The sequence below is a fragment of the Streptomyces venetus genome, from assembly GCF_039540295.1.
GTDB classification, from domain to species: Bacteria; Actinomycetota; Actinomycetes; order Streptomycetales; family Streptomycetaceae; genus Streptomyces; species Streptomyces venetus.
Genome location: NZ_BAABET010000003.1, coordinates 441439 through 464295, shown reverse-complemented (window position 1 = coordinate 464295; position 22857 = coordinate 441439). Strand labels below are relative to the sequence as shown.

Annotated in this window: 21 protein-coding genes; 9 read left to right on the top strand and 12 right to left on the bottom strand. The window is 70.7% G+C overall.

The window, feature by feature from the left end; all coding sequences use genetic code 11:
* Position 1 precedes the first annotated feature (1 nt).
* The gene (locus tag ABEA82_RS11950; protein ID WP_345661384.1) at positions 2-979 is read left to right on the top strand and encodes an alpha-ketoacid dehydrogenase subunit beta; all 978 of its coding nucleotides are present in this window, start codon (positions 2-4) and stop codon (positions 977-979) included.
* Between the two features lie 10 nt (positions 980-989).
* Entirely contained in the window at positions 990-2405 is a 1416-nt protein-coding gene (locus ABEA82_RS11945) for a dihydrolipoamide acetyltransferase family protein (protein WP_345661383.1), read from the top strand.
* A gap of 75 nt (positions 2406-2480) precedes the next feature.
* Here ABEA82_RS11945 and ABEA82_RS11940 read toward each other — a convergent pair whose 3' ends face one another.
* A complete protein-coding gene (locus ABEA82_RS11940) occupies positions 2481-3380 on the bottom strand; it encodes a D-alanyl-D-alanine carboxypeptidase family protein (protein ID WP_345661382.1) in 900 nt (299 codons plus the stop codon).
* Between the two features lie 208 nt (positions 3381-3588).
* Here ABEA82_RS11940 and ABEA82_RS11935 point away from each other — a divergent pair, with 208 nt between their 5' ends.
* The gene (locus ABEA82_RS11935) at positions 3589-4239 is read left to right on the top strand and encodes a GntR family transcriptional regulator (protein WP_345661381.1); all 651 of its coding nucleotides are present in this window, start codon (positions 3589-3591) and stop codon (positions 4237-4239) included.
* A complete protein-coding gene (locus ABEA82_RS11930; RefSeq protein WP_345661380.1) occupies positions 4236-5531 on the top strand; it encodes an MFS transporter in 1296 nt (431 codons plus the stop codon). Before ABEA82_RS11935 ends, ABEA82_RS11930 begins: the two co-directional genes overlap by 4 nt.
* Positions 5532-5540: 9 nt before the next feature.
* Here ABEA82_RS11930 and ABEA82_RS11925 read toward each other — a convergent pair whose 3' ends face one another.
* Together ABEA82_RS11925 and ABEA82_RS11920 are read right to left on the bottom strand one after the other, a co-directional pair.
* Positions 5541-6305 (bottom strand): methyltransferase domain-containing protein, encoded by a 765-nt coding sequence (locus tag ABEA82_RS11925; RefSeq protein ID WP_345661379.1) that lies wholly within the window; start codon positions 6303-6305, stop codon positions 5541-5543.
* 178 nt (positions 6306-6483) lie between these two features.
* A complete protein-coding gene (locus ABEA82_RS11920) occupies positions 6484-7308 on the bottom strand; it encodes a maleylpyruvate isomerase family mycothiol-dependent enzyme (RefSeq protein WP_345661378.1) in 825 nt (274 codons plus the stop codon).
* A 193-nt stretch (positions 7309-7501) separates the two neighbouring features.
* Here ABEA82_RS11920 and ABEA82_RS11915 point away from each other — a divergent pair, with 193 nt between their 5' ends.
* Positions 7502-8299: a carbon-nitrogen family hydrolase gene (locus tag ABEA82_RS11915; protein ID WP_345661377.1), complete on the top strand. Its 798-nt coding sequence runs from the start codon at positions 7502-7504 to the stop codon at positions 8297-8299.
* A 28-nt stretch (positions 8300-8327) separates the two neighbouring features.
* Here ABEA82_RS11915 and ABEA82_RS11910 read toward each other — a convergent pair whose 3' ends face one another.
* On the bottom strand, positions 8328-8819 hold the full coding sequence (locus ABEA82_RS11910; protein ID WP_003991597.1) for an LURP-one-related/scramblase family protein: 492 nt from the start codon (positions 8817-8819) through the stop codon (positions 8328-8330).
* Positions 8816-9832 (bottom strand): GlxA family transcriptional regulator, encoded by a 1017-nt coding sequence (locus ABEA82_RS11905; protein WP_345661376.1) that lies wholly within the window; start codon positions 9830-9832, stop codon positions 8816-8818. The genes ABEA82_RS11910 and ABEA82_RS11905 overlap by 4 nt, the downstream gene beginning before the upstream one ends.
* Before the next feature lie 52 nt (positions 9833-9884).
* Here ABEA82_RS11905 and ABEA82_RS11900 point away from each other — a divergent pair, with 52 nt between their 5' ends.
* Together ABEA82_RS11900 and ABEA82_RS11895 are read left to right on the top strand one after the other, a co-directional pair.
* Positions 9885-10277, top strand: a complete 393-nt coding sequence (locus ABEA82_RS11900) for a cupin domain-containing protein (protein WP_345661375.1) — start codon at positions 9885-9887, stop codon at positions 10275-10277.
* A 29-nt stretch (positions 10278-10306) separates the two neighbouring features.
* Positions 10307-12124 carry an NHL domain-containing thioredoxin family protein gene (locus tag ABEA82_RS11895; protein ID WP_345661374.1) on the top strand — a complete coding sequence of 606 codons (1818 nt, stop codon included), beginning with the start codon at positions 10307-10309 and terminating at the stop codon, positions 12122-12124.
* 21 nt (positions 12125-12145) lie between these two features.
* Here ABEA82_RS11895 and ABEA82_RS11890 read toward each other — a convergent pair whose 3' ends face one another.
* The 6 genes from ABEA82_RS11890 to ABEA82_RS11865 form a co-directional block, all read right to left on the bottom strand.
* Positions 12146-14497: a hypothetical protein gene (locus ABEA82_RS11890; protein WP_345661373.1), complete on the bottom strand. Its 2352-nt coding sequence runs from the start codon at positions 14495-14497 to the stop codon at positions 12146-12148.
* A 109-nt stretch (positions 14498-14606) separates the two neighbouring features.
* Positions 14607-15284 (bottom strand): hypothetical protein, encoded by a 678-nt coding sequence (locus ABEA82_RS11885; protein ID WP_345661372.1) that lies wholly within the window; start codon positions 15282-15284, stop codon positions 14607-14609.
* Positions 15285-15636: 352 nt separating this feature from the next.
* Positions 15637-15978, bottom strand: a complete 342-nt coding sequence (locus tag ABEA82_RS11880) for a hypothetical protein (protein ID WP_345661371.1) — start codon at positions 15976-15978, stop codon at positions 15637-15639.
* Between the two features lie 97 nt (positions 15979-16075).
* Positions 16076-16333: a DUF6458 family protein gene (locus tag ABEA82_RS11875; RefSeq protein WP_345661370.1), complete on the bottom strand. Its 258-nt coding sequence runs from the start codon at positions 16331-16333 to the stop codon at positions 16076-16078.
* A gap of 86 nt (positions 16334-16419) precedes the next feature.
* The gene (locus ABEA82_RS11870; protein WP_345661369.1) at positions 16420-17745 is read right to left on the bottom strand and encodes a M18 family aminopeptidase; all 1326 of its coding nucleotides are present in this window, start codon (positions 17743-17745) and stop codon (positions 16420-16422) included.
* A gap of 77 nt (positions 17746-17822) precedes the next feature.
* Positions 17823-19649, bottom strand: coding sequence for an acyl-CoA dehydrogenase (locus ABEA82_RS11865; RefSeq protein WP_345661368.1), 1827 nt, complete (start codon positions 19647-19649; stop codon positions 17823-17825).
* A 175-nt stretch (positions 19650-19824) separates the two neighbouring features.
* On the opposite strand from ABEA82_RS11865, the gene ABEA82_RS11860 reads away from it, so the two are divergent.
* Complete coding sequence (locus ABEA82_RS11860; RefSeq protein ID WP_345661367.1) at positions 19825-20283, top strand: SseB family protein; 459 nt, start codon at positions 19825-19827, stop codon at positions 20281-20283.
* A 47-nt stretch (positions 20284-20330) separates the two neighbouring features.
* Here ABEA82_RS11860 and ABEA82_RS11855 read toward each other — a convergent pair whose 3' ends face one another.
* A complete protein-coding gene (locus ABEA82_RS11855) occupies positions 20331-21071 on the bottom strand; it encodes a TetR/AcrR family transcriptional regulator C-terminal domain-containing protein (RefSeq protein ID WP_345661366.1) in 741 nt (246 codons plus the stop codon).
* 141 nt (positions 21072-21212) lie between these two features.
* Here ABEA82_RS11855 and ABEA82_RS11850 point away from each other — a divergent pair, with 141 nt between their 5' ends.
* On the top strand, positions 21213-22712 hold the full coding sequence (locus ABEA82_RS11850; protein WP_345661365.1) for an MFS transporter: 1500 nt from the start codon (positions 21213-21215) through the stop codon (positions 22710-22712).
* Positions 22713-22857 lie beyond the last annotated feature (145 nt).

Sequence of the window (22857 nt, the reverse complement as noted above, 5' to 3'; positions counted from 1 at the left end):
CATGGCCGACAAGATGGCACTCGCCAAGGCGATCAACGAGTCGCTGCGCCGCGCCCTGGAGTCCGACGACAAGGTCCTCATCATGGGCGAGGACGTCGGCAAGCTCGGCGGCGTCTTCCGGGTGACGGACGGCCTGCAGAAGGACTTCGGCGAGAGCCGCGTCATCGACACCCCGCTCGCCGAGTCGGGCATCGTGGGCACGGCGATCGGCCTGGCCCTGCGCGGCTACCGCCCGGTCGTGGAGATCCAGTTCGACGGGTTCGTCTTCCCGGCCTACGACCAGATCGTCACGCAGCTCGCGAAGATGCACGCCCGCTCGCTGGGCAAGGTCAAGCTCCCGGTCGTCGTCCGCATCCCCTACGGCGGCGGCATCGGCGCGGTGGAGCACCACTCGGAGTCCCCCGAGTCCCTCTTCGCCCACGTGGCGGGCCTGAAGATCGTCAGCCCCTCCAACGCGTCGGACGCGTACTGGATGATGCAGCAGGCCATCCAGAGCGACGACCCGGTGATCTTCTTCGAGCCGAAGCGCCGCTACTGGGACAAGGCCGAGGTCAACCCGGAGGCGATCCCGGGCCCGCTGCACAAGGCGGCCGTCGTGCGCCCCGGCACCGACCTCACCCTCGCCGCCTACGGCCCGATGGTGAAGCTCTGCCAGGAGGTCGCGGACGCGGCCGCCGAGGAGGGCAAGAAGCTGGAGGTCCTGGACCTGCGCTCGGTCTCCCCGATCGACTTCGACTCGATCCAGGCGTCGGTGGAGAAGACCCGCCGCCTGGTCGTCGTCCACGAGGCCCCGGTGTTCTTCGGCTCGGGCGCGGAGATCGCCGCGCGGATCACGGAGCGCTGCTTCTACCACCTGGAGGCCCCGGTGCTCCGGGTCGGCGGCTACCACGCGCCGTACCCGCCGGCCCGCCTGGAGGAGGAGTACCTGCCGAACCTGGACCGGGTGCTGGATGCCGTCGACCGCTCGCTGGCGTACTGAGGAGAGGGTCGTGACGACGATGACGGAAGCGTCCGTGCGCGAGTTCAAGATGCCCGACGTGGGCGAGGGACTCACCGAGGCCGAGATCCTCAAGTGGTTCGTCCAGCCCGGCGACAGAGTCACGGACGGGCAGGTGGTGTGCGAGGTCGAGACGGCGAAGGCGGCCGTCGAGCTGCCCATCCCGTACGACGGCGTGGTCCGGGACCTGCACTTCCCGGAGGGCACCACGGTCGACGTGGGCACGGCGATCATCTCGGTGGACGTGGGCGGCGGTTCCGCCCCGGCCGCCGAGGAGCCCGCGGCCGCTCCGGCCGCCCCCGAGGAGCCGAAGGCCGAGGGCTCGGGCCGCCAGCCGGTCCTCGTCGGCTACGGGGTGGCGACCTCGTCCACCCGCCGGCGCCCCCGCAAGGGCCCGGAGGTCCCGGTCCAGCAGGCCTCGACGGCGATCCAGACGGAGCTGAACGGCCACGCCCCGGCCCCGGCCGCCCCGGCCCCCGCCGCCCCGGTCACCGCCGAACGCCCGCTGGCCAAGCCCCCGGTCCGCAAGCTGGCCAAGGACCTGGGCGTCGACCTGGCGACGGTCGTGCCGACCGGCCCGGACGGCATCATCACCCGGGAGGACGTGCACGCGGCGGTGGCCGCCGCCGAGCCGAAGGCCCCCGAGCCGGCGGTGGTGCCGGCCCCGGCCCCGGCCGCCGCCCCGGCCCCGGCGTCGTACGACACCGCCCGCGAGACGCGCATCCCGGTCAAGGGCGTGCGCAAGGCGACGGCGGCGGCGATGGTCGGCTCGGCGTTCACCGCGCCGCACGTCACGGAGTTCGTGACGGTCGACGTGACGCGCACGATGAAGCTGGTCGAGGAGCTGAAGGAGGACAAGGAGTTCGCGGGCCTGCGCGTGAACCCCCTCCTGCTGATCGCCAAGGCCCTGCTCGTCGCGATCCGGCGCAACCCGGACGTCAACGCGTCCTGGGACGAGGCCGCCCAGGAGATCGTGGTCAAGCACTACGTCAACCTGGGCATCGCGGCCGCGACCCCGCGCGGCCTGATCGTGCCGAACATCAAGGACGCCCACGCCAAGACGCTGCCGCAGCTGGCCGAGTCGCTGGGTGAGCTGGTGTCGACGGCCCGGGAGGGCAAGACGTCCCCCGCTGCGATGCAGGGCGGCACGGTGACGATCACCAACGTCGGCGTCTTCGGCGTCGACACGGGCACGCCGATCCTCAACCCCGGCGAGTCCGCGATCCTCGCGGTCGGCGCGATCAAGCCCCAGCCGTGGGTCCACAAGGGCAAGGTGAAGCCCCGTCAGGTGACCACGCTGGCGCTGTCGTTCGACCACCGTCTGGTCGACGGCGAACTGGGCTCGAAGGTCCTCGCGGACGTGGCGGCGATCCTGGAGCAGCCCAAGCGGCTGATCACCTGGGCCTGAGCCGGACGAAAGGGGGGCTCGCCGCCGGCTGCGGCGAGCCCCCCTTTCGCGGTGCTGTCCTGCTTGCTGCCTGTCCTACTTGGTGAAGCCGTAGTTGAGCAGCTTCGTCGCGTCCGACTTGCGCGTGTCCAGGTTGGTCGACGACAGGACCGTGCCGATGACCGTCTTGCCGTTACGGGTGGCGGCGAAGACCAGGCAGTACTTGGCCTCCGGGCCGGAACCCGTCTTCACACCGATCGCGCCGCTGTAACTGCTGAGCAGCGGGTTGGTGTTCTCCCACGGCGCCATCGTCCGCGTACCGCCGGACTTGGTGGTCGTCTTCGCCGTGTACTTCTTCGTCTTGACGACCGTGCGGAACGTGGAGTTCTTCATCGCCGCGCTCGCGAGCTTCGTCAGGTCGCGCGGCGTGGAGTAGTTGCTGCCCTTGCCGATGCCGTCGAACGAGTCGAAGTGGGTGTTGCTCAGACCCAGACTCTTGGCGGTGGAGTTCATCTTGCCGATGAACGACTTCACGCGCGCCGCGCGCGTCGAGCCCGAGCCGAACTTGTCGGCGAGCGCGTACGCCGCGTCGCAGCCGGACGGCAGCATCAGCCCGTACAGCAGCTGGCGGACGGTGACCTTGTCGCCGACGATCAGCTTGGCGTTGGACGCCCAGTTGTTCTCGACGATGTAGTCGCTGTACGCCTTCTGGACCGTGACCTTGCTGTCCAGGTTGAGGTTCGACTGCTTCAGCACCACCAGAGCAGTCATGATCTTGGTGGTCGAGCCGGTCGAGCGGCGCGTGTCGGCCGTCTTGGTGTAAAGCGACTTGCCCGTCGCGTTGTTCATCACGAAGCCGCCCTTGGCGGCGATCGAGGGCGCCGAGGCGGCCTGCGCCGGCGCAACGGTGAGGGCACCGGTCGCGAGCATGGCGCCGGTGGTGACGGCGACGGCCGCGGCTCTGCGGAGACGGGTGCCCTTAATGCCGGTTATCAAGTGAAATACCCCGATTATCTTGAATGCCCCAACGGTGCGGCCGAGTTGAGGACGAGGGGAAAGGGGCCGCACGTGTCTGACTCGTAACTAGCACAGTTGGTTGTGCCCAGGGCGAGTGGGACCCCGACTTTGCCGCAGATGTGTGACATTCGCGTCCGCATCATGGACGGAATCGGACATGCGTACCTGTTGTATCTATGCTGTCGGCATGACCCTGGCCGTGAAGCAACCCCCCGCCGCCGACCGCGTCTACGCCCACGTCAAGCAGGGCGTCCTGGAGCGCCGTTACGAGGGCGGGACCCTCCTGACCGAGGGGGAGCTCGCGGAAGCCGTCGGGGTCTCGCGCACACCGGTGCGCGAGGCACTGCTCCGGCTGGAGGCCGAGGGACTGATCCGGCTCTACCCGAAGAAGGGCGCCCTCGTCCTGCCCGTCTCCGCGCAGGAGATCGCCGACGTCGTCGAGACGCGGCTGCTCGTCGAGGAGCACGCGGCCCGCAAGGCCGTCCCCGCGCCCGCCGGGCTGATCGAGCGCCTCGAGGAGCTGCTGGCCCGGCAGAAGAGGCAGGCAGCCGCCGGGGACCTCGCCGGGGCCGCCGTCACCGACCGCTGCTTCCACGCCGAGATCGTCCGCAGCGGCGGCAACGAGATCCTCTCCCGGCTCTACGACCAGCTGCGCGACCGCCAGCTGCGGATGGGCGTCGCGGTCATGCACTCCCACCCCGACCGCATCGCCAAGACCCTCGCCGAGCACGAGGAGATCCTCGACGCGCTGCGCGCCGGTGACGCGGAGGCGGCCGTCGGGCTCGTCCACCGGCACGTCGGCTGGTTCTCGCACCTGGCCCGGGGGGAGGTCCGATGAGCTCGACCACGCTGCCGGGCGATCCGCCGGGCGGCCGGCGCGCCCTGGCCGTCTGGGGCATCGGCGTCTCGGTCTACTTCGTCGCGGTCATCTTCCGCACGTCCCTGGGCGTCGCCGGCCTCGACGCGGCCGACCGCTTCCACGTCAACGCCTCCGCCCTCTCCACGTTCTCCATCCTCCAGCTGCTGGTCTACGCGGGCATGCAGATACCGGTCGGCCTGCTCGTCGACCGGCTCGGCACCAAGAAGGTGCTGGCGCTCGGGGCGGTGCTGTTCACGGCCGGACAGCTGGGCTTCGCGTTCTCCCCGTCCTACGGCACGGCCCTCGCCTCCCGGGCCCTGCTCGGCTGCGGTGACGCACTGACCTTCATCAGCGTGCTGCGCCTCGGCACCCGGTGGTTCCCGGCCCGGCGCGGACCGCTCGTCGCCCAGTTCGCGGGCCTGGTGGGCATGGCGGGCAATCTCGTCTCCACGCTGGTCATCGCCCGGCTGCTGCACGGCGTGGGCTGGACGGCCGCCTTCGCGGGCAGCGCGGCCGCCGGCGCCGTGGTGTTCGTCCTGGTGCTGCTGTTCCTGAAGGACCACCCGGAGGGCCACGAACCGGAGCCGCACCCGCACCAGGGCGCGGCCTACGTACGACGTCAGATCGCCGCCTCCTGGCGGGAGCCCGGCACGCGGCTCGGGCTGTGGGTGCACTTCACGACCCAGTTCCCGGCGATGGTGTTCCTGCTGCTGTGGGGCCTGCCGTTCCTGGTCGAGGCGCAGGGGCTGTCCCGGGCCACGGCCGGTGAACTCCTCACGCTCGTCGTGCTGGCGAACATGGTCGTCGGCCTGGTCTACGGCCAGATCGTCGCCCGGCACCACGGGGCCCGGCTGCCGCTCGCGCTCGGCACGGTCGGCACGACGGCGGCCCTGTGGGCGGCGACGCTGGCCTACCCCGGCCCGCACGCCCCGATGTGGCTGCTGATCGTGCTGTGCACGGTGCTCGGGGCCTGCGGGCCCGCGTCGATGATCGGCTTCGACTTCGCCCGGCCGGCGAACCCGCCCGAGCGGCAGGGCACGGCGTCCGGCATCACCAACATGGGCGGCTTCGTGGCCTCCATGACCACGCTGTTCGCCGTCGGGGTGCTGCTGGACGCCACCGGCGACGACTACACCGTGGCCTTCTCGGCGGTGTTCGTGCTCCAGGCCCTCGGTGTGACCCAGATCCTGCGACTGCGCAGGCGGGCGGCCCGGCGTGAGCGGGAGCGGCTGGTGGCGAGCCGGGTGGAGACGGTGCACGTGCCGGTGTAGGTCACCGGGTCACTGGCTCACCGGGCCACCGGCTTCTCGGGCGACTGGGACAAGGGTGAGGTACGCGAGTCCCAGGACGCCTCGGTAGGTCAGCCAGGCGGCTCGGTGGCGGTCGACGCGCTCCCGTGTCTCGGCCGCCAGGGGGTGACCGGGGTGTTCGGCGAGCCACACCTCGGTGTCCGCCTGGTACGCCGACTCGAACTCCTCCCACTCGTCGAGGCTCGCGGTCTCCGTCCACTCCGGTCTGAACCCGGCCTCGATCGCCAGGTCGATGAGGGTCGCGAGGTCGTGGTGGTCGGTGGCGGCGGCGTCCGGCCACATGCGGGACAGTTCGGTTTCGGTCGGGGGGCGCTGCCAGAAGCCCTCCCCGAGCAGGACACGACCGCCGTCGGAGACCAGTCGGCGCAGTTCGGCGAGGGCCTCGGGGAGTTGGTCGGCGAGGGCTTGGCTCGCGCCGACGCACAGGACGAGGTCGGCGGGGCCGCGGGTGGTGCCGGTGGCGGACTCCTCGACGAAACGGGCCCGGGTGGTGAGTCCCCGTTGCTCCGCCGCCTTCCGGCCACGGGCCAGGGCATCGGTGTCGAGGTCGACACCGATGCCCTGTGCCTGCGGTGCGGCTTCCAGGATGCGGAGCATGAGCTCGCCCCAGCCGCAGCCGATGTCCAGGACGGTTTTCGGGGTGTTGTGGGTGAGGCGGGCTACGAGGTGGGCGGCCCGGGGTTCTGAGAGGGGGCCGTGGAAGGTGAGGCGGGTGTGGCGGGGTATGGCGGTCATGCCGGGGACGTTACGGACCTGGTGGGTGGGCGGCACGGGGTTTTCGGTGCCCGGGCCGGGTGGGTGCGCAGCCCGGCGTGGCGGGATGCCGCTGCGCCCACCCTCCCCCAAGCTCTCGGCTTCGCTCGAGCAGGGGGGACCCCCATCGCCCCAGCGGCACGACTGCCCGCAGCTGGGTCTACTGCGTCACCGTGAAGTTCCTCAGGATGGCTGTGGTCAGGTCCTGGTCGCCCTCCGTCTTTACGCGGTCCGCGACCGTTTCCGGTGTCACGCGGCCGCAGGCCAGGCGGACGTAGGTCTCCCAGTCGAGGGTGAGGGTCGCTGCGGGGCCGAGCGCGGGGGTCGTTTCGAGGGTTCCGCGGCCCTGGATGTCGACGCGGATCGTGCGCAGGAACTCGACAGGGCCGTGGACGTCGAAGACGACGGCCGAACTGCGCGGCGCCTGCGCGTCCTCGGCCACCACGCGCGGGAGTTCGCCGAGCAGCACGTCACGGGCGACGTGCGCGCCGGGGGAGTCGAGGCTGCCGGGCCGGCCGAGGGCTGTGCGCAGGTCCTGCTCGTGCACCCACACGTCGAAGGCGTGCCGGCGCATGGACTCTTCGAGGGTGAGCTCGGCCCCGAGCGGGCCCCGCACCTTCGTGCCCGGGTCGCGCGACTCGTTCCGCAGCTGGCGGTTGCGGCGGATGACCACGTACTCCAGCTCGGAGGTCATCTCCGGCGCCGTGTGGTGGCGGCGGACGTCGACCTGAATCTCCATGTAGCGCTGGTGGTCGTTGGTGACGTGGAACAGGTCGCGCGGCAGCGTGTGGATCGGGCGCGGGTCGCCCAGCATCTCGCAGTCCAGTCCGATGACATGGGAGACCACGTCCCGCACCGACCACCCGGGGCACGGCGTCCGCCGGTTCCACTCGGCCTCCGCGAGCGGCTGGAGCAGCTCGGATATCGCTTCGATGGAGTGGGTCCAGGCGTCGGCGTAGGGCTGGAGGGTGGGATGCAGACTCACGGAACGGGACCCCTCGGCGGTCGGTGCACGGGCAGGTGGTGGCGGGCTTGCCAGTGGGAGGTGGCGGCTGTCGGCGGGTGTCTTGCGAGCTAAGTTACGCTGCTGTGGGGCACCCCGGCAGTGCTTTCGTGTGACGATCGTAGGCCCGTGGGGAAGCCCGTGTGGACGGTCCGAATGCCGGGACGGTGGTAGTGTGCGCGCCTCTGTGATCCAAATCGCCGTAGACGAGGGCGAATCGGTCGAATCACGTCGCCGACGGGTGGCGTCGCTGGTCCGGCAGCAGGCCGGGTCCGATCTCGTCGTCCTGCCGGAGCTGTGGACCACGGGTGCCTTCGCCTACGAGGAGTTCGGGCGGGAGGCCGAGCCGCTCGAAGGGCCCACGTACGAGGCGATGGCGAAGGCCGCGAGCGACGCGGGCGTGTGGCTGCACGCGGGATCCGTCCCCGAGCGTGACCCCGAAGGTCCCCTGTACAACACCTCCCTCGTCTTCTCCCCCTCCGGCGACCTCGCCGCCGCCTACCGCAAGATCCACCGCTTCGGCTTCGACAAGGGCGAGGCCGTGCTGATGGGCGCGGGTGAGGAGCTGGTGACGGTTCGTCTGCCGCGGACCACCCTGGGCCTGAGCACCTGTTACGACCTCCGTTTCCCCGAACTCTTCCGTGCTCTGGTCGACGCCGGTGCCGAGACGCTCGTGGTGTCGGCGGGCTGGCCGGAGCGCCGCCGGTCCCACTGGACGCTGCTGGCCCAGGCACGGGCCGTCGAGAACCAGTCCTTCGTCGTCGCCTGTGGAACGGCCGGTACGCACGCCGGAGTTCCCCAGGCCGGTCACTCGATCGTGGTCGACCCGTGGGGCGAGGTCCTGGCCGAGGCGGGCGCGGGCGAGGAGGTCCTCACGGTGGAGTTCGACCCGGGGAAGGTCGCGGCGACCCGGGAGCAGTTCCCGGCGCTGAAGGACCGGATGCTGGGACTCCAGCCACCGCACAGGCCCTGACGCTCCCCGCCGGGGCTCCCGGAGGCGTTCAGTCCTCCCGCTCCTTCTCCGCCAGGTGGATCACACACACCGCCACCGCGATGAGCAGCGCCGGATCCGCGTCCTCCCGGACGATGTCCACGCCGTAGGTGTCGCGTACGGTCAGCAGGCGCCGGGAGATCACCGCCAGCAGCTCGCCGTCGTACTCGACGGCGAACTCCCGGTCGAGGATCTTGCCGCTGACGTCCAGTTCGTTGCCGTCGGCCAGGGACACCCGGTAGTGGTTGCGCAGCAGCGACAGCCGCTTCCGGCGGATCGTCGCCAGCGGCTCCCCGTTCCGCTGGAGCACCATCGTGTCGCGCAGGGCGAACATCTTCTGGTGGATGTCGACGAGGACGCGCCCCTGGAGGTCCTTCAGCTCCCAGGTGTCCCGCAGCCGCAGCGCCTTGCCGTCGACGAGGAACACCTTGGTGCCGCGCTCGTCCTCGATCCAGTAGTCGTCGCCGATGCCGAGGAGCCGGTCGTACACGAGGAATCTCATGAGACCAGGGCTTCCCCGCCGCCCGTCCCGAAACGCCGCCGATAGGCCGACGGGCTGAGCCCGGTCGCCCGCCGCAGCCGCGCCCGCAGGTTGGCGGCCGTGCCGAGCCCGCTCCTGGCCGCCACCACGTCCAGCCGCTCCTCGCCCCGCTCGATCAGCCGGCAGGCCAGCGCCACCCGCTCCCCCGTCAGCCACGCCAGCGGTGTCGTGCCGAGCTGGGCTCGGAAGCGCCGGTGGAGCGTGGCCGGGCTGACACGCGCGCGTGCGGCCAGCTCCGCCACCGTCAGCGGCTCACCCAGCCGCTCCTGGGCCCACGCCAGCAGGGGGCCCAAGGACTCGTCCCGCACCCTGGGCAGCGGCCGTTCCACGAACTGCCGCTGCCCGCCGTCCCGGTGCGCGGCGAACACCAGCCGCCGGGAGACGTGGTTGGCGATCTCCGCGCCGTGGTCCCGCCGTACGACGTGCAGTCCCAGGTCGAGGGCCGAGGCGCTGCCGGAGGCGGTGAGGATGTCGCCGTCGTCCACGAACAGCACGTCCGGCTCCAGCCTGACCCCTGGGAACCGGGACCGGAACGACTCCGCCCACATCCAGTGGCAGGCGGCCCGGCGCCCGTCCAACAACCCTGCCTCCGCGATCGTGAAGGCACCCGAGCAGAAGCCGACGAGTCGCGCGCCACGCGCGTGTGCCCGGCGTACGACGTCCAGGACGCGTGGCGCGCGGGGCGTGCCGGTGTCGGGCCGGTTCGGCACGATCAGGGTGTCCGCGTCCTCGGCGGCCTCGAGACCGGCCACCCCGGTCAGCGTGAAGAACCCGTCCCGCATGCGCGTGTGAGGTGCGGCGGCGCACAGCCGGAAGTCGTACAGCTCCCGCCCGAGCTCCGGCCTGCGCAGCCCGAAGATCTCGATGGCGCAGCTCATCTCGAAGGGGTTGGAGTTCTCGTCCACCAGCAGGACGACCCGGTGCGGGCGGTGCGAGGAGCGATGCGCCAAGTGGTGCGAGGATCCTTTCGGCATGTGCGATTCCTAGCACTCGTGCGGGGCGTACGGCACCCCGGAAGATCGCCTCATGACTCAGGAACCCGTCTCCCTCGCCCACGCCCTGGCCTCCTTCACCGACCGCTGGAGCCCACGCATCGTCACCGCCGTCAACGACTACGACGTCCGCGTCGCGAAGGTCGAGGGCGAGCACGTCTGGCACGTCCACGAGCACACCGACGAGTTCTTCCTCGTGATCGAGGGAGAGCTGCACATCGGCCTGCGCGAGACGGGCGGTGAGCGCACGGTCGTGCTTCCCGAGGGCAGCGTCTTCACGGTTCCGCGCGGCACCGAGCACAAGCCGTACGCGCCTCTCCCGACCGCGATCCTCCTGTTCGAACCCACCGGCACCCTCACGGTCGGTGACCGTCACGACGAGGTCCCGGACCACGTGGACGCCACGACGGGGCACGCGCTGAGCTGACTGTCAGTGACGGATGGCACCCTGGGGGCATGGACCACTCCGCACCCCGACGCGCCCGCGTCCGTGCCCCCGAGCTGACCGGCAAGGGCGGCTGGCTGAACACGGGCGGGCAGCAGTACACCCTCGCCGACCTGCGGGGACGCATCGTCGTCCTGGATTTCTGGACCTTCTGCTGCGTGAACTGTCTGCACGTCCTGGACGAGCTGCGCGAGCTGGAGGAGAAGCACCGGGACACGGTCGTGGTCATCGGGGTGCACTCGCCGAAGTTCGTGCACGAGGCCGATCACCGGGCGGTGGTGGACGCGGTCGAGCGGTACGGCGTGGAGCACCCCGTGCTCGACGACCCGGAGCTGGCCACCTGGAAGCAGTACGCCGTGCGGGCGTGGCCGACGCTGGTGGTGATCGACCCCGAGGGATACGTCGTCGCGCAGCACGCCGGTGAGGGGCATGTGCACGCCATCGAGCGGCTGGTGGAGGAGCTGGAGGCGGAGCACACCGCGAAGGGCACCCTGCGGCGCGGGGACGGGCCGTACGTGGCGCCGGAACCGGAGCCGACGGTGCTGCGGTTCCCGGGCAAGGCCCTGCTGCTGCCGAGCGGGAACTTCCTGGTGAGCGACACGACCCGGCACCAGCTGGTGGAGCTCGCCGGGGACGGGGAGAGCGTGGTGCGGCGGATCGGAAGCGGTGCGCGCGGGTTCGCCGACGGATCCGCCGACGAGGCCTGCTTCAACGAGCCGCAGGGGCTCACCCTCCTCGACGACGGGTCGGTGGTCGTCGCCGACACCGTCAACCACGCGCTGCGACGGCTGGACCTGGCCACCGGCGAGGTCACCACGCTGGCCGGCACGGGCCGGCAGTGGTGGCAGGGGTCGCCCACCTCGGGCCCGGCCCGCGAGGTCGACCTCTCCTCCCCCTGGGACGTGGCCTGGTGGCAGGACAAGGTGTGGATCGCCATGGCCGGTGTCCACCAGCTGTGGGCGTACGACCCGGCCGGGGACACGGTCGCGGTCACGGCCGGGACGACGAACGAGGGGCTCGTGGACGGGCCGGGCGGCGAGGCCTGGTTCGCCCAGCCCTCCGGCCTCGCCGCCACCCCCGACCGTCTCTGGCTCGCGGACTCCGAGACATCGGCTCTGCGCTGGGTGGAGCCCGACGGCTCGGTCCACACCGCTGTCGGCACCGGCCTGTTCGACTTCGGCCACCGGGACGGCGCCGCCGGACAGGCGCTGCTCCAGCACCCGCTGGGCGTCACCGCGCTGCCCGACGGATCCGTCGCCGTCTCCGACACCTACAACCACGCCCTGCGGCGCTACGACCCGGCGACCGGTGAGGTCACCACCCTCGCCACGGACCTGCGCGAACCCAGCGACGCCGTGCTCGTCGGCGAGGACATCGTGGTCGTGGAGTCCGCCCGGCACCGGCTGACGCGGCTGCGGCTGCCGGAGGAGGCGGTGAAGGTGCCGGACGTGGCCCACCGTACGCGGCGGGAAGCCACCGAAGTCGCCCCCGGGCGGCTCCGGCTCGACGTCATCTTCCAGGCCCCGGCGGGCCAGAAGCTGGACCAGCGCTACGGCCCCTCCACCCGCCTGCTCGTCTCCTCCACCCCGCCGGAGCTGCTGCGCGGCGGTGAGGGCGCGGGGACGGACCTGTCCCGCACCCTCGAACTCGACCCCGCCGTACCGGAGGGCGTGCTGCACGTCTCCGCCATGGCCGCCTCCTGCGACGACGACCCGGACAACGAGTACCCCGCCTGTCACGTCCACCAGCAGGACTGGGGGGTTCCCGTCCGTCTCACCGAGACGGGGACGGACCGGCTTCCCCTGGTGCTGGCCGGGATGGACGCCTGACCGGCCCCGGCGACGTCGTCGTCACACCCCCAGCTCCTCCGGTGCTTCCTCGTCGTCCGTGACCGTCTCCTCCGGGGCGGCCTTCCGGCGCAGGTTCTCCACGTCGGTCTGGAGGCCGATGAGCAGCTTGTGCAGTTCGTCGAGGACGCCCACCGGGACGATGGGGGTGTGGCCACCGACCTCCGGTTCGAGGAGGAGCAGCCGGTCCAGGGCGTCCCGGGCGCCGGCGACGCTCTGCCGCAGGACGTACCGGTGTTCGGCGGCCCGCTGGCTGGCGGGCCGGGACACCTCCTGCGGCCGGCCAGGGGCCGGATCGGTGGACGAGCCGGCCTCTCCGCTCCCTCCCTCGCCGGTCTCCTCGCCCCCGTCGCCCGGCACGCCCTCGTCGGCTTCGGCAGAGCCCGCCGCCGGTCCTGCCGCCGGTCCCGCCGTCGGCCCGGCCCCGGACCCCGGCTGGGGCGGCACGAAGAGGGCCTTCGGCGGGTGCGCCTTGAGCGCCCGGTCCGGGTTCGACGCCCAGACGACATCCCACTGGTGCAGCATCACCGGCACGCCGTCGGCGTCGCGCTCGATCCGGTCGGGTTCGCCGAGGTCGGTCTTGAAATGCACGTACGGCGTGCCGGCCTCGCCCTCCGTCTTCTGCTTGTGGATGAGCTGGCGCATCGTCACCGCGTTCTCGGGCAGGGCGTCGCTGCGGAACCGGTTCGCGGCCAGGGCGAGGGTCCACAGCCCCAGTTCGTTGTGCTGCTGGGACAGGTCCTCGACGACCTGGTTGACGTCGGCGCGGAACGGGACACCGCCCTTCTCCTTCGCGGCGTTCAGGGCCGATCCGACGTTCCGCGTGAGGAGCTTGTCGGCGATCAGCGCCACGCCCCCGGCCACGGCCAGGGTGCAGCGGGCGTCCCGGTCGCCGAGCAGGGCGGGCTTCACCAGGCTGGTGAAGTCGTCGGTGGGCAGGGGTTCCCACTCCTGGATCACGTCGGAGGTGAGGACACCGCCGTTGTTCCAGGCGTTGCGGGCCTGGGTGGTGACGTGCTTCTTGTACGAGCGCCAGGGGAGGTCGATCAGCGGACCGAGCAGTTCCGCGAACCCCTTCAGGCCCATGCGCTTGCCGCCCTTGATGGCCTTGGCCTGGTCCTTCAACGGCTCGAGGAGCTCCGGGCGGGTCAGCGCGTGCACCAGGTAGACACTGCGCCACAGGGCGGTTCCGGGCGGGGCCGTGCCGCCGTCGGTGGTGAACACCGAGGGGAGCTCCTCCACCGGGATCCGGCCGACGGCGAGGCCGTAGACGACCTGGAGGTCGTCCTTGGGGACGAGCGAGTCGCCGAGCTGGATCACGCGCTTGAGGGCGCGGGTGGCGACCTCGACGTTCTGTGCGGCCGCGTCCCACTGCTTGAACTCGACGTGGACCGAGGCCAGTACGGAGCGGATCGCGTCGTCGAAGATGTCCTCGGCGGCCAGCAGATGCCCGGGGTGGCCTTCCGCCCCGACGGCGATCTGGGCCGGGAGGACGGAGGTCTGGGCGATCTGGGCGGCGCGGGTTCCCGGCTCCTCCGTGGCCATGGCCTGGGCGAACTCATCCCTGAGCGCCCGGCGCCACCGCTCGCGGCCCGTGGCCAGCCGCTGCCCGAATGGGTCACCGCCGGTTCCCGGGGACACGGTGGGGTTCTTGCCGAACAGCGAGTCCACCGCGAGCCCCGCCGCCTCCGCCGCGTCCGCGTCCGGCCCGGCCTGCACGGCCCAGGCGCTGGCGAGCCGGGTGATGCCGTCCCGGACGACCAGGGCGTGGAAGGACTCCGTGCCGTCCTCGAAGGTGATCTCGACGGGGTGGGTGATGAGGTTGCGGGTGACCTTGCGGGCGAGGATCGAGGGCGCGTAGCTGTTGAGCGACAGGGTGCCGTGGATGGTCTGCCACACGTGGTTCCGCAGGTGGGTGGGGTCCTGGTACCGGTAGCGGACGATGGCGCAGGGCCGGTCGGCGTCGGTGATGCCCTGGACCTGCGGGTCGGGGATCTCCATGACCTCCATGCCGGTGCGGGGCTGGATGCCGGGCAGCACTTCGCTCAGGTGGACCCGGGTGACCACCGAGTGCAGGGTCGCGCCGTCGACGTTCTCCACCATCAGCAGCCCCGCCGGCTCCTCGGGGGTGGGCCGGAGCTGCACGGCCACCCCGTCGGGCCCGGTCGTGGCGCGGGCGACGGCCCGCCAGGCCTCCTCCGGCAGGAGCGTCACCGGGTTGGCCCGGCCCGCCGCCACCACCTTCGCCAGCTCCGCGTCCCCGGTGGCGACCGGCAGATCGGGCTCGACATTGGACACGAGTACGGACTCGGAGCCCCACTGCACGGTGAAGGAGCGGGGAGCGTGAACGGGCATGGGTGCTGTCCTCCGGGACATGGGAGCGGTGAGGCGGTGCGGGTGTGCAGGGGGAGCAGCGGCCCGTGGCTCTCGGGCCGCTGCTCGGCGCTCGGCGGACCGGGTTCCGTCAGAGGGCGAGGGGCCGTGCGGCGTCCGGCAGCAGCTCGGGGAGCCACTCCCACAGGAACCGGCGGTGGTGGGACCTGGCGTAGTGCTGGTAGGCGCAGTACGCGACGAACTCCGCCGCCTCCAGCAGGCCTCCCACCTCGGCCGTTGCGTACGGACCACCCTGGGCCGGGCTCGGGACGGTGGGGCCGGGGGTGAGCTCGTACCAGGCGGTCACGGCCGGGGTGCGGATGAGGGCCAGGGTGGACGACCTGTCCCTGGCGTGCCGGGACGACAGCCCGCCGAGGACGGCCTCGGTCGTCGCGGCGGGGCTCATGCCCCGTCCGAGGGCGGTGCCGACGGTGGTCCCGGGCAGCCGGGCGACCACCTCCAGCCCGCGGCGCAGGACCCGGCGGTAACCCAGCTGTTCGGCCTTGCTCGGTCCGCGCCGGGCCGACGGGAAGCGCGGTCTGCCCTGTCCGGCGGCGAGTTTCCTGGCGCGAAGCATGTCACCGCGCCTGATGTTCAGCGCGGGGTCCGTGTACAGCTCCTCGCGGAACTCGCCCCAGACGTCCAGAGCTTCCTTCGACTCCAGGGCCTCGTAGGACAGGTGGAGCCATCCGGCGACGGACATGTCCGGGCCGCCGGACAGGACCGTGAAGTAGACACTCCCGGGTGGGTTGTTCGCGTTCGCGAACATGGGAGATATGTGTTCGTCCTCGCCGCCGGCGGCGGGGACGGCAGGGTGGTTCTCGGAAGCGCTCAAGGCTCAACTCCAGTGCATGACAAGGGATGTCATGGAGCCTCCGCTGCAACGCGGTGCTCGTGCGTTGCAGGCGCCTCGCTTCGCACACCGATGAAACTACTGTCTGCGTGGCGGGCCACCAAGCCGATTCGGCCGGTCGATCGAACCTGGACGAATCCCGGTCTGAATCGACCGATCGGGACGCGATCAGGAGCGATAGAGAGTGATGAGGGCGCGTCGGGCGGGAGCACCGGCACGGCGCCCTGGCCGAGCCCGGCAAGGACGTGATCGTGCGGCGGGCGGTCGCCTACGAACCCAAATGCCCCAGCGCTTCGGGGTAGTTGTCGAAGAGCCGGGGCAACGGGCTCTGCCCGAGCTTGTCGAGGGCGGCGAGTGTCGACGCGACGGCCACGGTCTGTCCGAGGATGCTGTTCTTCTCGATCACGAACACGTACTCGTTCTCGGACGTCGGCAGGCGCCGGGGCAGCGTGATGAGCCCGAGCTTGTCCAGCTCCTTCGAGATCTCGTCACACAGCTCGGCGCTCAGCCGCTGCCGCTCCGGCGCCGCGTACTTCTTGATGAAGCGCATGGAGAGCCGCTTGATGCCGTGATCGACCTCGACGGCATGAGCGATAACGGTGAAGTTCATAACTCAGCACATTACTGAATTAGTTACTGAGTTGACTGGAACTTGAGTCGAAAGCCTCCTGGATGCTCGGGCGACCCGGGGTGCGGACCTCGCTGTCCTACACCCCGTACCCGTCGCTGTACCCGTCGCGCCGGTGGTGGTGGGCCGCCGGGTCGTCCATGACGCCCGGGGTCGTGGGGGGAACCACCACGCGCCTGCGCCGGTAGATGCTGCTGAACGTGGTGACGCCGATCAGTCCGACGATCATGAAGATGATGCCGACCAGGTCGAGGTTGACCCCCTGCATGTCCCAGTCGGTCGCGAACGTGAGGATGGCTCCCACGGCGATGAGGATGATGCATCCGCCGAGGCCCATGAGTTTCGCCTCCCTGTACGGTCCGGTCTCTCCGGTCCGCACTCCGGGTACCCCCGAGGGGAACACCCATGCGGTGGCGGCCTGTTCTACCTCTCCAGGAACGCCGTCAACGCGTTCGCGAGCAGGAACGGGTCGTCGGCGCCGCACAGTTCGCGTGCGCTGTGCATCGACAGGATGGCCACGCCGATGTCGACCGTCTTGATTCCGTGCCGGGCGGCGGTGATCGGGCCGATCGTGGTGCCGCACGGCATGGAGTTGTTGGAGACGAAGGACTGGAAGGGGACTCCGGCCCTCTCGCAGGCCGCCGTGAACTCGGCGCGGCCCGCACCGTCCGTGGCGTAGCGGTTGTTGACGTTGACCTTGAGGATCGGGCCGCCGTTCACGCGAGGGTGGTGCGTCGGGTCGTGCCGCTCCGCGTAGTTGGGGTGGACCGCGTGGCCCGTGTCGGAGGAGAGGCAGATCGTGCCGGCGAAGGCGCGGGCCCGGTCCTCGAAGGAGCCGCCGCGCGCGAACACCGAGCGTTCCAGCACGTTTCCGAGCAGCGGACCGTCCGCGCCGGTGTCCGACTGGGAGCCGTTCTCCTCGTGGTCGAAGGCGGCCAGGACCGGGATGGAGGAGAGCGTGGACCTCCCGGAAGTCCCGGAAGTCCCGGACGCCCCGGACGCCACAGCGGCCAGGGCCGCCGTACCCGCGTGCACCGACAGGAGGTTGTCCATGCGCGGACCGGCCAGCAGTTCGCGGTCACGGCCCAGGTAGGCGGGCGCTTCCACGGAGTGCGTCATCAGGTCCCAGCCGGTGACCTCGCCCGCGGGGAGGCCGGCCGTCTCCTCCAGGAAGGCGATCAGGTCGCCGTCGCGGACGTCGTTGCCGAGGCCCCAGACCGGCTGCATGTGCCGCTGCTTGTCGAGCTTGAGGCCGTCCGCCGTGACCGAGCGGTCCAGGTGGATGGCGAGCTGCGGGACCCGCAGCAGCGGGCGGTCGACGTTCACCAGCCGGGTCGAGCCGTCGCGCAGGGTGAGGCGGCCCGCGAGGCCGAGGTCGCGGTCCAGCCAGGAGTTGAGCAGCGGTCCGCCGTAGATCTCCACGGCGATCTGGCGCCAGCCGTGCGCCCCGCTGTCGGGGAGCGGCTTGACGCGCAGGTTGGGGGAGTCGGTGTGGGCGCCGACGATCCGGAACGGCGTGTGGGGCGCGGCGCCCTCCGGCACGTACCAGGCGATGATCGCGCCGCCGCGCAGCACGTACTTGCCGCCGTGCGTCCCGTCCCAGGCGTCCGTCTCGGCGACCTGCTTGAAGCCCGCCTTCTCCAGTCGCTCGGCGGCTGTGGCCACGGCGTGGTACGGCGACGGGCTCGCCGCCAGGAAGGTCATGAGATCGTCGGTGTGGCCGCGGTCGAAGCGGGCTGATTCGGTCATGGTTTCACCTTAACGACGGACGAGGGCCCGTTCCCGGGGTAAGGGAACAGGCCCTCGAACAGAGGACGTGGAGGAGACTAGAACGCGGCCTCGTCCAGCTCCATCAGGTCCAGCTCGACGCCCTCGGCGACCTTGCGGGCCAGGGTGACGCCCGGCAGGACGTTGGCGGCGAAGAACTTCGCCGCGGCGATCTTGCCGGTGTAGAAGGCCTTGTCCTTGGCGGAGGCGGTCTCCAGCTTCTCGGCGGCGATCGAGGCGCCCTTGAGCAGCAGGTACCCGACGACCACGTCACCGGAGGCCATCAGCAGGCGGGTGGTGTTGAGGCCCACCTTGTAGATGTTCTTGACGTCCTGCTCGGTGGCCGCGAGGTCGGTCAGCATCAGGCCGACGATGGCCTCCAGCTCGACAGCGGCCTTGGCGAGGTGCTCGCGGGCACCGGCCAGCTCCTCGCCGCCCGTGCCGAGGGCGAGGAACTTCTTGATGTCCTCGGCGAGGGAGTTCAGCGCGGCGCCCTGGTTGCGGACGATCTTCCGGAAGAAGAAGTCCTGGCCCTGGATCGCCGTGGTGCCCTCGTAGAGGGTGTCGATCTTGGAGTCCCGGATGTACTGCTCGATCGGGTACTCCTGGAGGAAGCCGGAGCCGCCGAAGGTCTGGAGCGACTGGGCGAGCTGCTCGTAGCCCTTCTCGGAGCCGTAGCCCTTGACGATGGGAAGCAGCAGGTCGTTCAGGGCCTCCAGGGCGGAGATGTCCTCGCCCGCGGCCTCCTTGACCTGGATCTCGTCCTGGATGGAGGCCGTGTAGAGGACCAGCGCCCGCATGCCCTCCGCGTACGCCTTCTGCGTCATCAGCGAGCGGCGCACGTCCGGGTGGTGCGTGATGGTGACCTTGGGCGCGGTCTTGTCCATGAAGTTCGCCAGGTCGGGGCCCTGGACGCGCTCCTTGGCGTACTCCAGCGCGTTCAGGTAGCCCGTCGACAGGGTGGAGATCGCCTTCGTGCCGACCATCATGCGGGCGAACTCGATGATGCGGAACATCTGGCGGATGCCGTCGTGCTTGTCGCCGATCAGCCAGCCCTTGGCGGGGTGCTGGTCGCCGAAGGTCATCTCGCAGGTGTTGGAGGCCTTCAGGCCCATCTTGTGCTCGACGTTGGTGGCGTAGACGCCGTTGCGCTCGCCCAGCTCGCCGGTCTCGAAGTCGAAGAGGTACTTCGGGACGAGGAAGAGGGACAGGCCCTTGGTGCCGGGGCCGGCGCCCTCGGGGCGGGCCAGCACGTAGTGGAGGATGTTCTCCGACATGTCGTGCTCACCGGAGGTGATGAAGCGCTTCACGCCCTCGATGTGCCAGGAGCCGTCCTCCTGCTGCACGGCCTTGGTGCGGCCGGCGCCCACGTCGGAGCCCGCGTCGGGCTCGGTGAGCACCATCGTGGAGCCCCACTGCTTCTCCGTGGCGACCTTGGCTATGTGCTTCTGGACCTCGTTGCCCTCCTCGAAGAGGATGCCGGCGAACGCCGGGCCCGAGGAGTACATCCACACGGCCGGGTTGGCGCCCAGGATCAGCTCGGCGTAGGCCCAGATCAGGGAGCGGGGCGAGGTGGTGCCGCCGATCTCCTCGGGCAGGCCCAGGCGCCAGTACTCGGAGTCCATGAAGGCCTGGTAGCTCTTCTTGAACGAGGCGGGGACCGGCGCGGTGTTGGTCTCCGGGTCGAAGACCGGCGGGTTGCGGTCGGCGTCGATGAAGGACTCGGCCAGCTCGTTCTCCGAGAGGCGGGTCAGCTCCTCCAGGATGCTCTTCGCGGTCTCGACGTCCATCTCCCCGAACGGACCGGTGCCGTACACCTTGTCGCGCCCGAGTACCTCGAAGAGGTTGAACTCGATGTCGCGGAGATTCGACTTGTAGTGCCCCATGGCGACAGGCTCCCGGCTCCGTAGAGAGATCGGCGAGGCACTGGATCCTCGCGCTAGTTCACGTACCAACAAGTAGCTCCGATGATGCTACCCGTCGGTAATAAGAAGCAACCCCGAACCGGTCATCTGTGACAGGGCACACCGGCGCCGGGCCGCTCTCGGTACGCTTGCGCCCATGTACGGCTACGACCAGACAGCGGGTGCGCAGTACGCCCCTCCGCAGCAGCCGATGTCCGGCGGATACGGGCAGCAGCCGCCGCTCTACCCCGAGCCGTCCCCGCCCTCGCTCACGGACGCGGTGCGCGCGTTCACCACCGGGCAGATGGCCGCCGAGGACTTCCAGCAGGTCTTCGCCACGTCGAAGGTGTACTGCCCGCGCGGCGACAACCCCGGCTTCCTCGCCCTGCACAACACCCAGCAGCCGGTCATCCCGATGTTCAGCACGCTCAAGGAGCTGCGCCGGTACGCGGGCAAGGAGTCCAAGTACTTCGTGATCACCGGCGCCGAGGTGCTGGACCTGCTGCCCACCGGCTACGGCTTCGTCCTCGACATGGAGGGCGAGCACCGCATGGTGTTCGACGCGAAGGCCGTGGAGCAGATGGTCGAGTTCGCGATGCGCCGGATGTATGGCTAGACGCCATTGCTGCGCAGACGGCGGCTGAGCCCCGCTCCCTCTCCTTCTTACTGCGGCAGGCGCAGTGCCAGGCCGTCGAGGACGACCTCCAGGCCGTAGGCGAACTTGTCGTCGCGGAGCCGCGCGGGGTCGGCGGCCTGTGCGCTGGTCTCGGCCTCGGTGGCCGCCAGGTGGTCGTAGCCGGCGGAGACCTGCCGGGCCGTGGGCAGCAGCCGGGCCACGAACTCCGACTCGGACTCCCCGGAGCGGGCGACCGCCGTGAGCCAGGCGGCCTCCGTCGTGCTCATACCGATGACGTACGAGAAGACGGCGTCGATCGCCCGGCTCGGCTCCGGGAACCCCGCCGCCGTGAACAGCGCCGCGAGGCGCTCGGAGAAGCTCATGTAGTTGGGCCCCAGGTAGGCGAGCCCCGCCTGCCCCAGCACCAGGGTCAGCCAGGGGTGCCGTAGCGCCGTCGTGCGGAAGGACCCGGCCGCCTCGGTCACCGCCGCGCGCCAGTCGGGGTCGCCGGCCGGCGGGACGTGGATCTCGGCGGCGACCTCGTCCACCGCGAGCTCCATCAGTTCGTCCTTGGTGGCGACATGCCGGTACAGGGACGTCGCCCCGGCGTTCAGGCGGGCGCCGAGCTTGCGCATGCTGAGCGCCTCGATGCCCTCGGCGTCGAGCATCGCGATCGCCTCCCGCACGATCGCGTCGCGGCTGAGCGCGGGCTGGTCGGTGCGGCGCTGTTCGCGGGCCCATACGGACGGGATCGGGTTCGGGCCCTTGCTCTTCGTGCTCCTGGTCATCGGCGCTCCTCCTGACGTCGTGCGAACAGCGTGCGCAATCAGCGTACAGAACTCAAGGCTTGCGAACGCCGTTCCGCTGTGCGTACAGTGTTCGCATCGAAGGAACGGTGTACGCAGCAAGTGAGTCGGAGGGGAACTGCTATGGAAGCCCGCAATCCACGTCGCTGGTGGATCCTGATCGTGCTGTGCCTCAGCACGCTGGTGCTGGTCGTCGACAACATGGCGCTGACCGTGGCGGTGCCCTCGCTGACCGAGGACCTCGGGGCGAGCACGCAGGACATGCAGTGGATCCTCGACTCCTACACCCTGGTCTTCGCCGGTCTGCTGCTGACCTCGGGGAGCCTCGGGGACCGCTTCGGGCGCCGGAAGGTGATGCTGATCGGTCTGCTGCTGTTCGGGGCGGCCTCGCTGGGGGCGGTGTTCTGTGCGAGTCCGGGTGAGCTGATCGCGGTGCGGATCGCCATGGGGGTCGGCGGTGCGCTGATCATGCCGTCGACGCTGTCCATCCTGATCACGGTCTTCGACGAGGACGAGCGGCCCAAGGCGATGGCCGCGTGGGGGTCGGTGTCGATGCTGGGACTGGTGGGCAGCCCGGTCCTCGGCGGTGTGCTGATCGACCACTTCGCCTGGCAGGCCATCTTCCTGATCAACGTCCCGATCGTCGGGCTCGCGCTGCTGGCCGGTGTGCTGCTGATGCCGGAGTCGAAGGCGCCCTGGCAGAAGCCTGACCCGCTGGGCGCGGTGCTGTCGGCGGTGGGCATGACGGCCCTGGTGTGGTGGATCATCGAGATTCCGCAGCACGGCGCGTTCGGCGGCCGCTCCCTCCTCGTCCTGGCCGTCGCGGTGGCCGCCCTGGCCGGCTTCGTGGTCTGGGAGAACGTGACCCGCTCGCCGATGGTCCCGCTGGTCCTCTTCAAGCACCGCAACTTCAGCGGTGGCTCGCTCTCCCTGGCGCTCGTCCAGATCGGCAACGCCGGCCTGCTGCTGGTCCTGACCCAGTACCTCCAGTTCGTGCTCGGCTGGTCCGCCGTCAAGGCGGGCCTGGCCTTCCTGCCGCTGGCGGTGGCCGCGCTGGCCGGCAACACCGCCGGGGCGCAGCTCGCCGTGAAGGTGGGCAACCGGTTCGTCATCCTCGCCGGGATGCTGCTGATGGCCGCGTCCTTCGGGCTGCTGACCACGCTGAGCGCCGACAGTGGCTTCACGGTCCCGGCCGTGGCGCTGGGTGTCCTGGGGCTGGGCGCCGGGCTGGCGATGCCGGCCGCGGTGGCCGCGCTGATGGGCACCATCCCGGAGGACAAGGCGGGCGTCGGTTCGGCGCTCAACGACACCATCCAGCAGTCCGGTACCGCCCTCGGCATCGCGATCCTCGGGTCCCTGCTCTCCCACGGCTACGCCGACGAGATGCCGGCCGGTGCCCCTGGGCAGGCCAGGGAGTCCATCGGTGGCGCGCTCGCCGTTGCCGGCGGTGACACGGGTCTGGTGCGGGCGGCCCGCGAGGCCTTCACCTCCTCGATGTCGACGACCTTCACGATCAGCGCGATCGGTGTCCTGGTGGCGGCCGCGGTGGCCACGGTGGTGATGCGGGACCGCACGGCGGAGCCCGCCGCAGCCGAGAGCGAGGAGCACGAGCTGATCGCCTGAGGCGGACCTGCGGAAGACCGGCCACCTGGAGGGGGGCCGGTCTTCCGCCATGCCGGTGTCCCGTGATTCGCTGCGCCGTCCCCCGGGAATGCCCTCCCGGTTTTCTCTGTTTGGGGTGGCAGAAAGTTCAACGCTCAACTAAACT

Coding starts and splice junctions, on each gene's coding strand:
- ABEA82_RS11855 (WP_345661366.1), bottom strand. CDS start 21,071: ATGACCAGGAGCACGAAGAGCAAGGGCCCGAACCCGATCCCGTCCGTA.
- ABEA82_RS11890 (WP_345661373.1), bottom strand. CDS start 14,497: ATGCCCGTTCACGCTCCCCGCTCCTTCACCGTGCAGTGGGGCTCCGAG.
- ABEA82_RS11910 (WP_003991597.1), bottom strand. CDS start 8,819: ATGAGATTCCTCGTGTACGACCGGCTCCTCGGCATCGGCGACGACTAC.
- ABEA82_RS11860 (WP_345661367.1), top strand. CDS start 19,825: ATGTACGGCTACGACCAGACAGCGGGTGCGCAGTACGCCCCTCCGCAG.
- ABEA82_RS11950 (WP_345661384.1), top strand. CDS start 2: ATGGCCGACAAGATGGCACTCGCCAAGGCGATCAACGAGTCGCTGCGC.
- ABEA82_RS11850 (WP_345661365.1), top strand. CDS start 21,213: ATGGAAGCCCGCAATCCACGTCGCTGGTGGATCCTGATCGTGCTGTGC.
- ABEA82_RS11925 (WP_345661379.1), bottom strand. CDS start 6,305: ATGACCGCCATACCCCGCCACACCCGCCTCACCTTCCACGGCCCCCTC.
- ABEA82_RS11870 (WP_345661369.1), bottom strand. CDS start 17,745: ATGACCGAATCAGCCCGCTTCGACCGCGGCCACACCGACGATCTCATG.
- ABEA82_RS11900 (WP_345661375.1), top strand. CDS start 9,885: ATGACTCAGGAACCCGTCTCCCTCGCCCACGCCCTGGCCTCCTTCACC.
- ABEA82_RS11880 (WP_345661371.1), bottom strand. CDS start 15,978: ATGAACTTCACCGTTATCGCTCATGCCGTCGAGGTCGATCACGGCATC.
- ABEA82_RS11905 (WP_345661376.1), bottom strand. CDS start 9,832: ATGCCGAAAGGATCCTCGCACCACTTGGCGCATCGCTCCTCGCACCGC.
- ABEA82_RS11875 (WP_345661370.1), bottom strand. CDS start 16,333: ATGGGCCTCGGCGGATGCATCATCCTCATCGCCGTGGGAGCCATCCTC.
- ABEA82_RS11885 (WP_345661372.1), bottom strand. CDS start 15,284: ATGTTCGCGAACGCGAACAACCCACCCGGGAGTGTCTACTTCACGGTC.
- ABEA82_RS11895 (WP_345661374.1), top strand. CDS start 10,307: ATGGACCACTCCGCACCCCGACGCGCCCGCGTCCGTGCCCCCGAGCTG.
- ABEA82_RS11935 (WP_345661381.1), top strand. CDS start 3,589: ATGACCCTGGCCGTGAAGCAACCCCCCGCCGCCGACCGCGTCTACGCC.
- ABEA82_RS11865 (WP_345661368.1), bottom strand. CDS start 19,649: ATGGGGCACTACAAGTCGAATCTCCGCGACATCGAGTTCAACCTCTTC.
- ABEA82_RS11930 (WP_345661380.1), top strand. CDS start 4,236: ATGAGCTCGACCACGCTGCCGGGCGATCCGCCGGGCGGCCGGCGCGCC.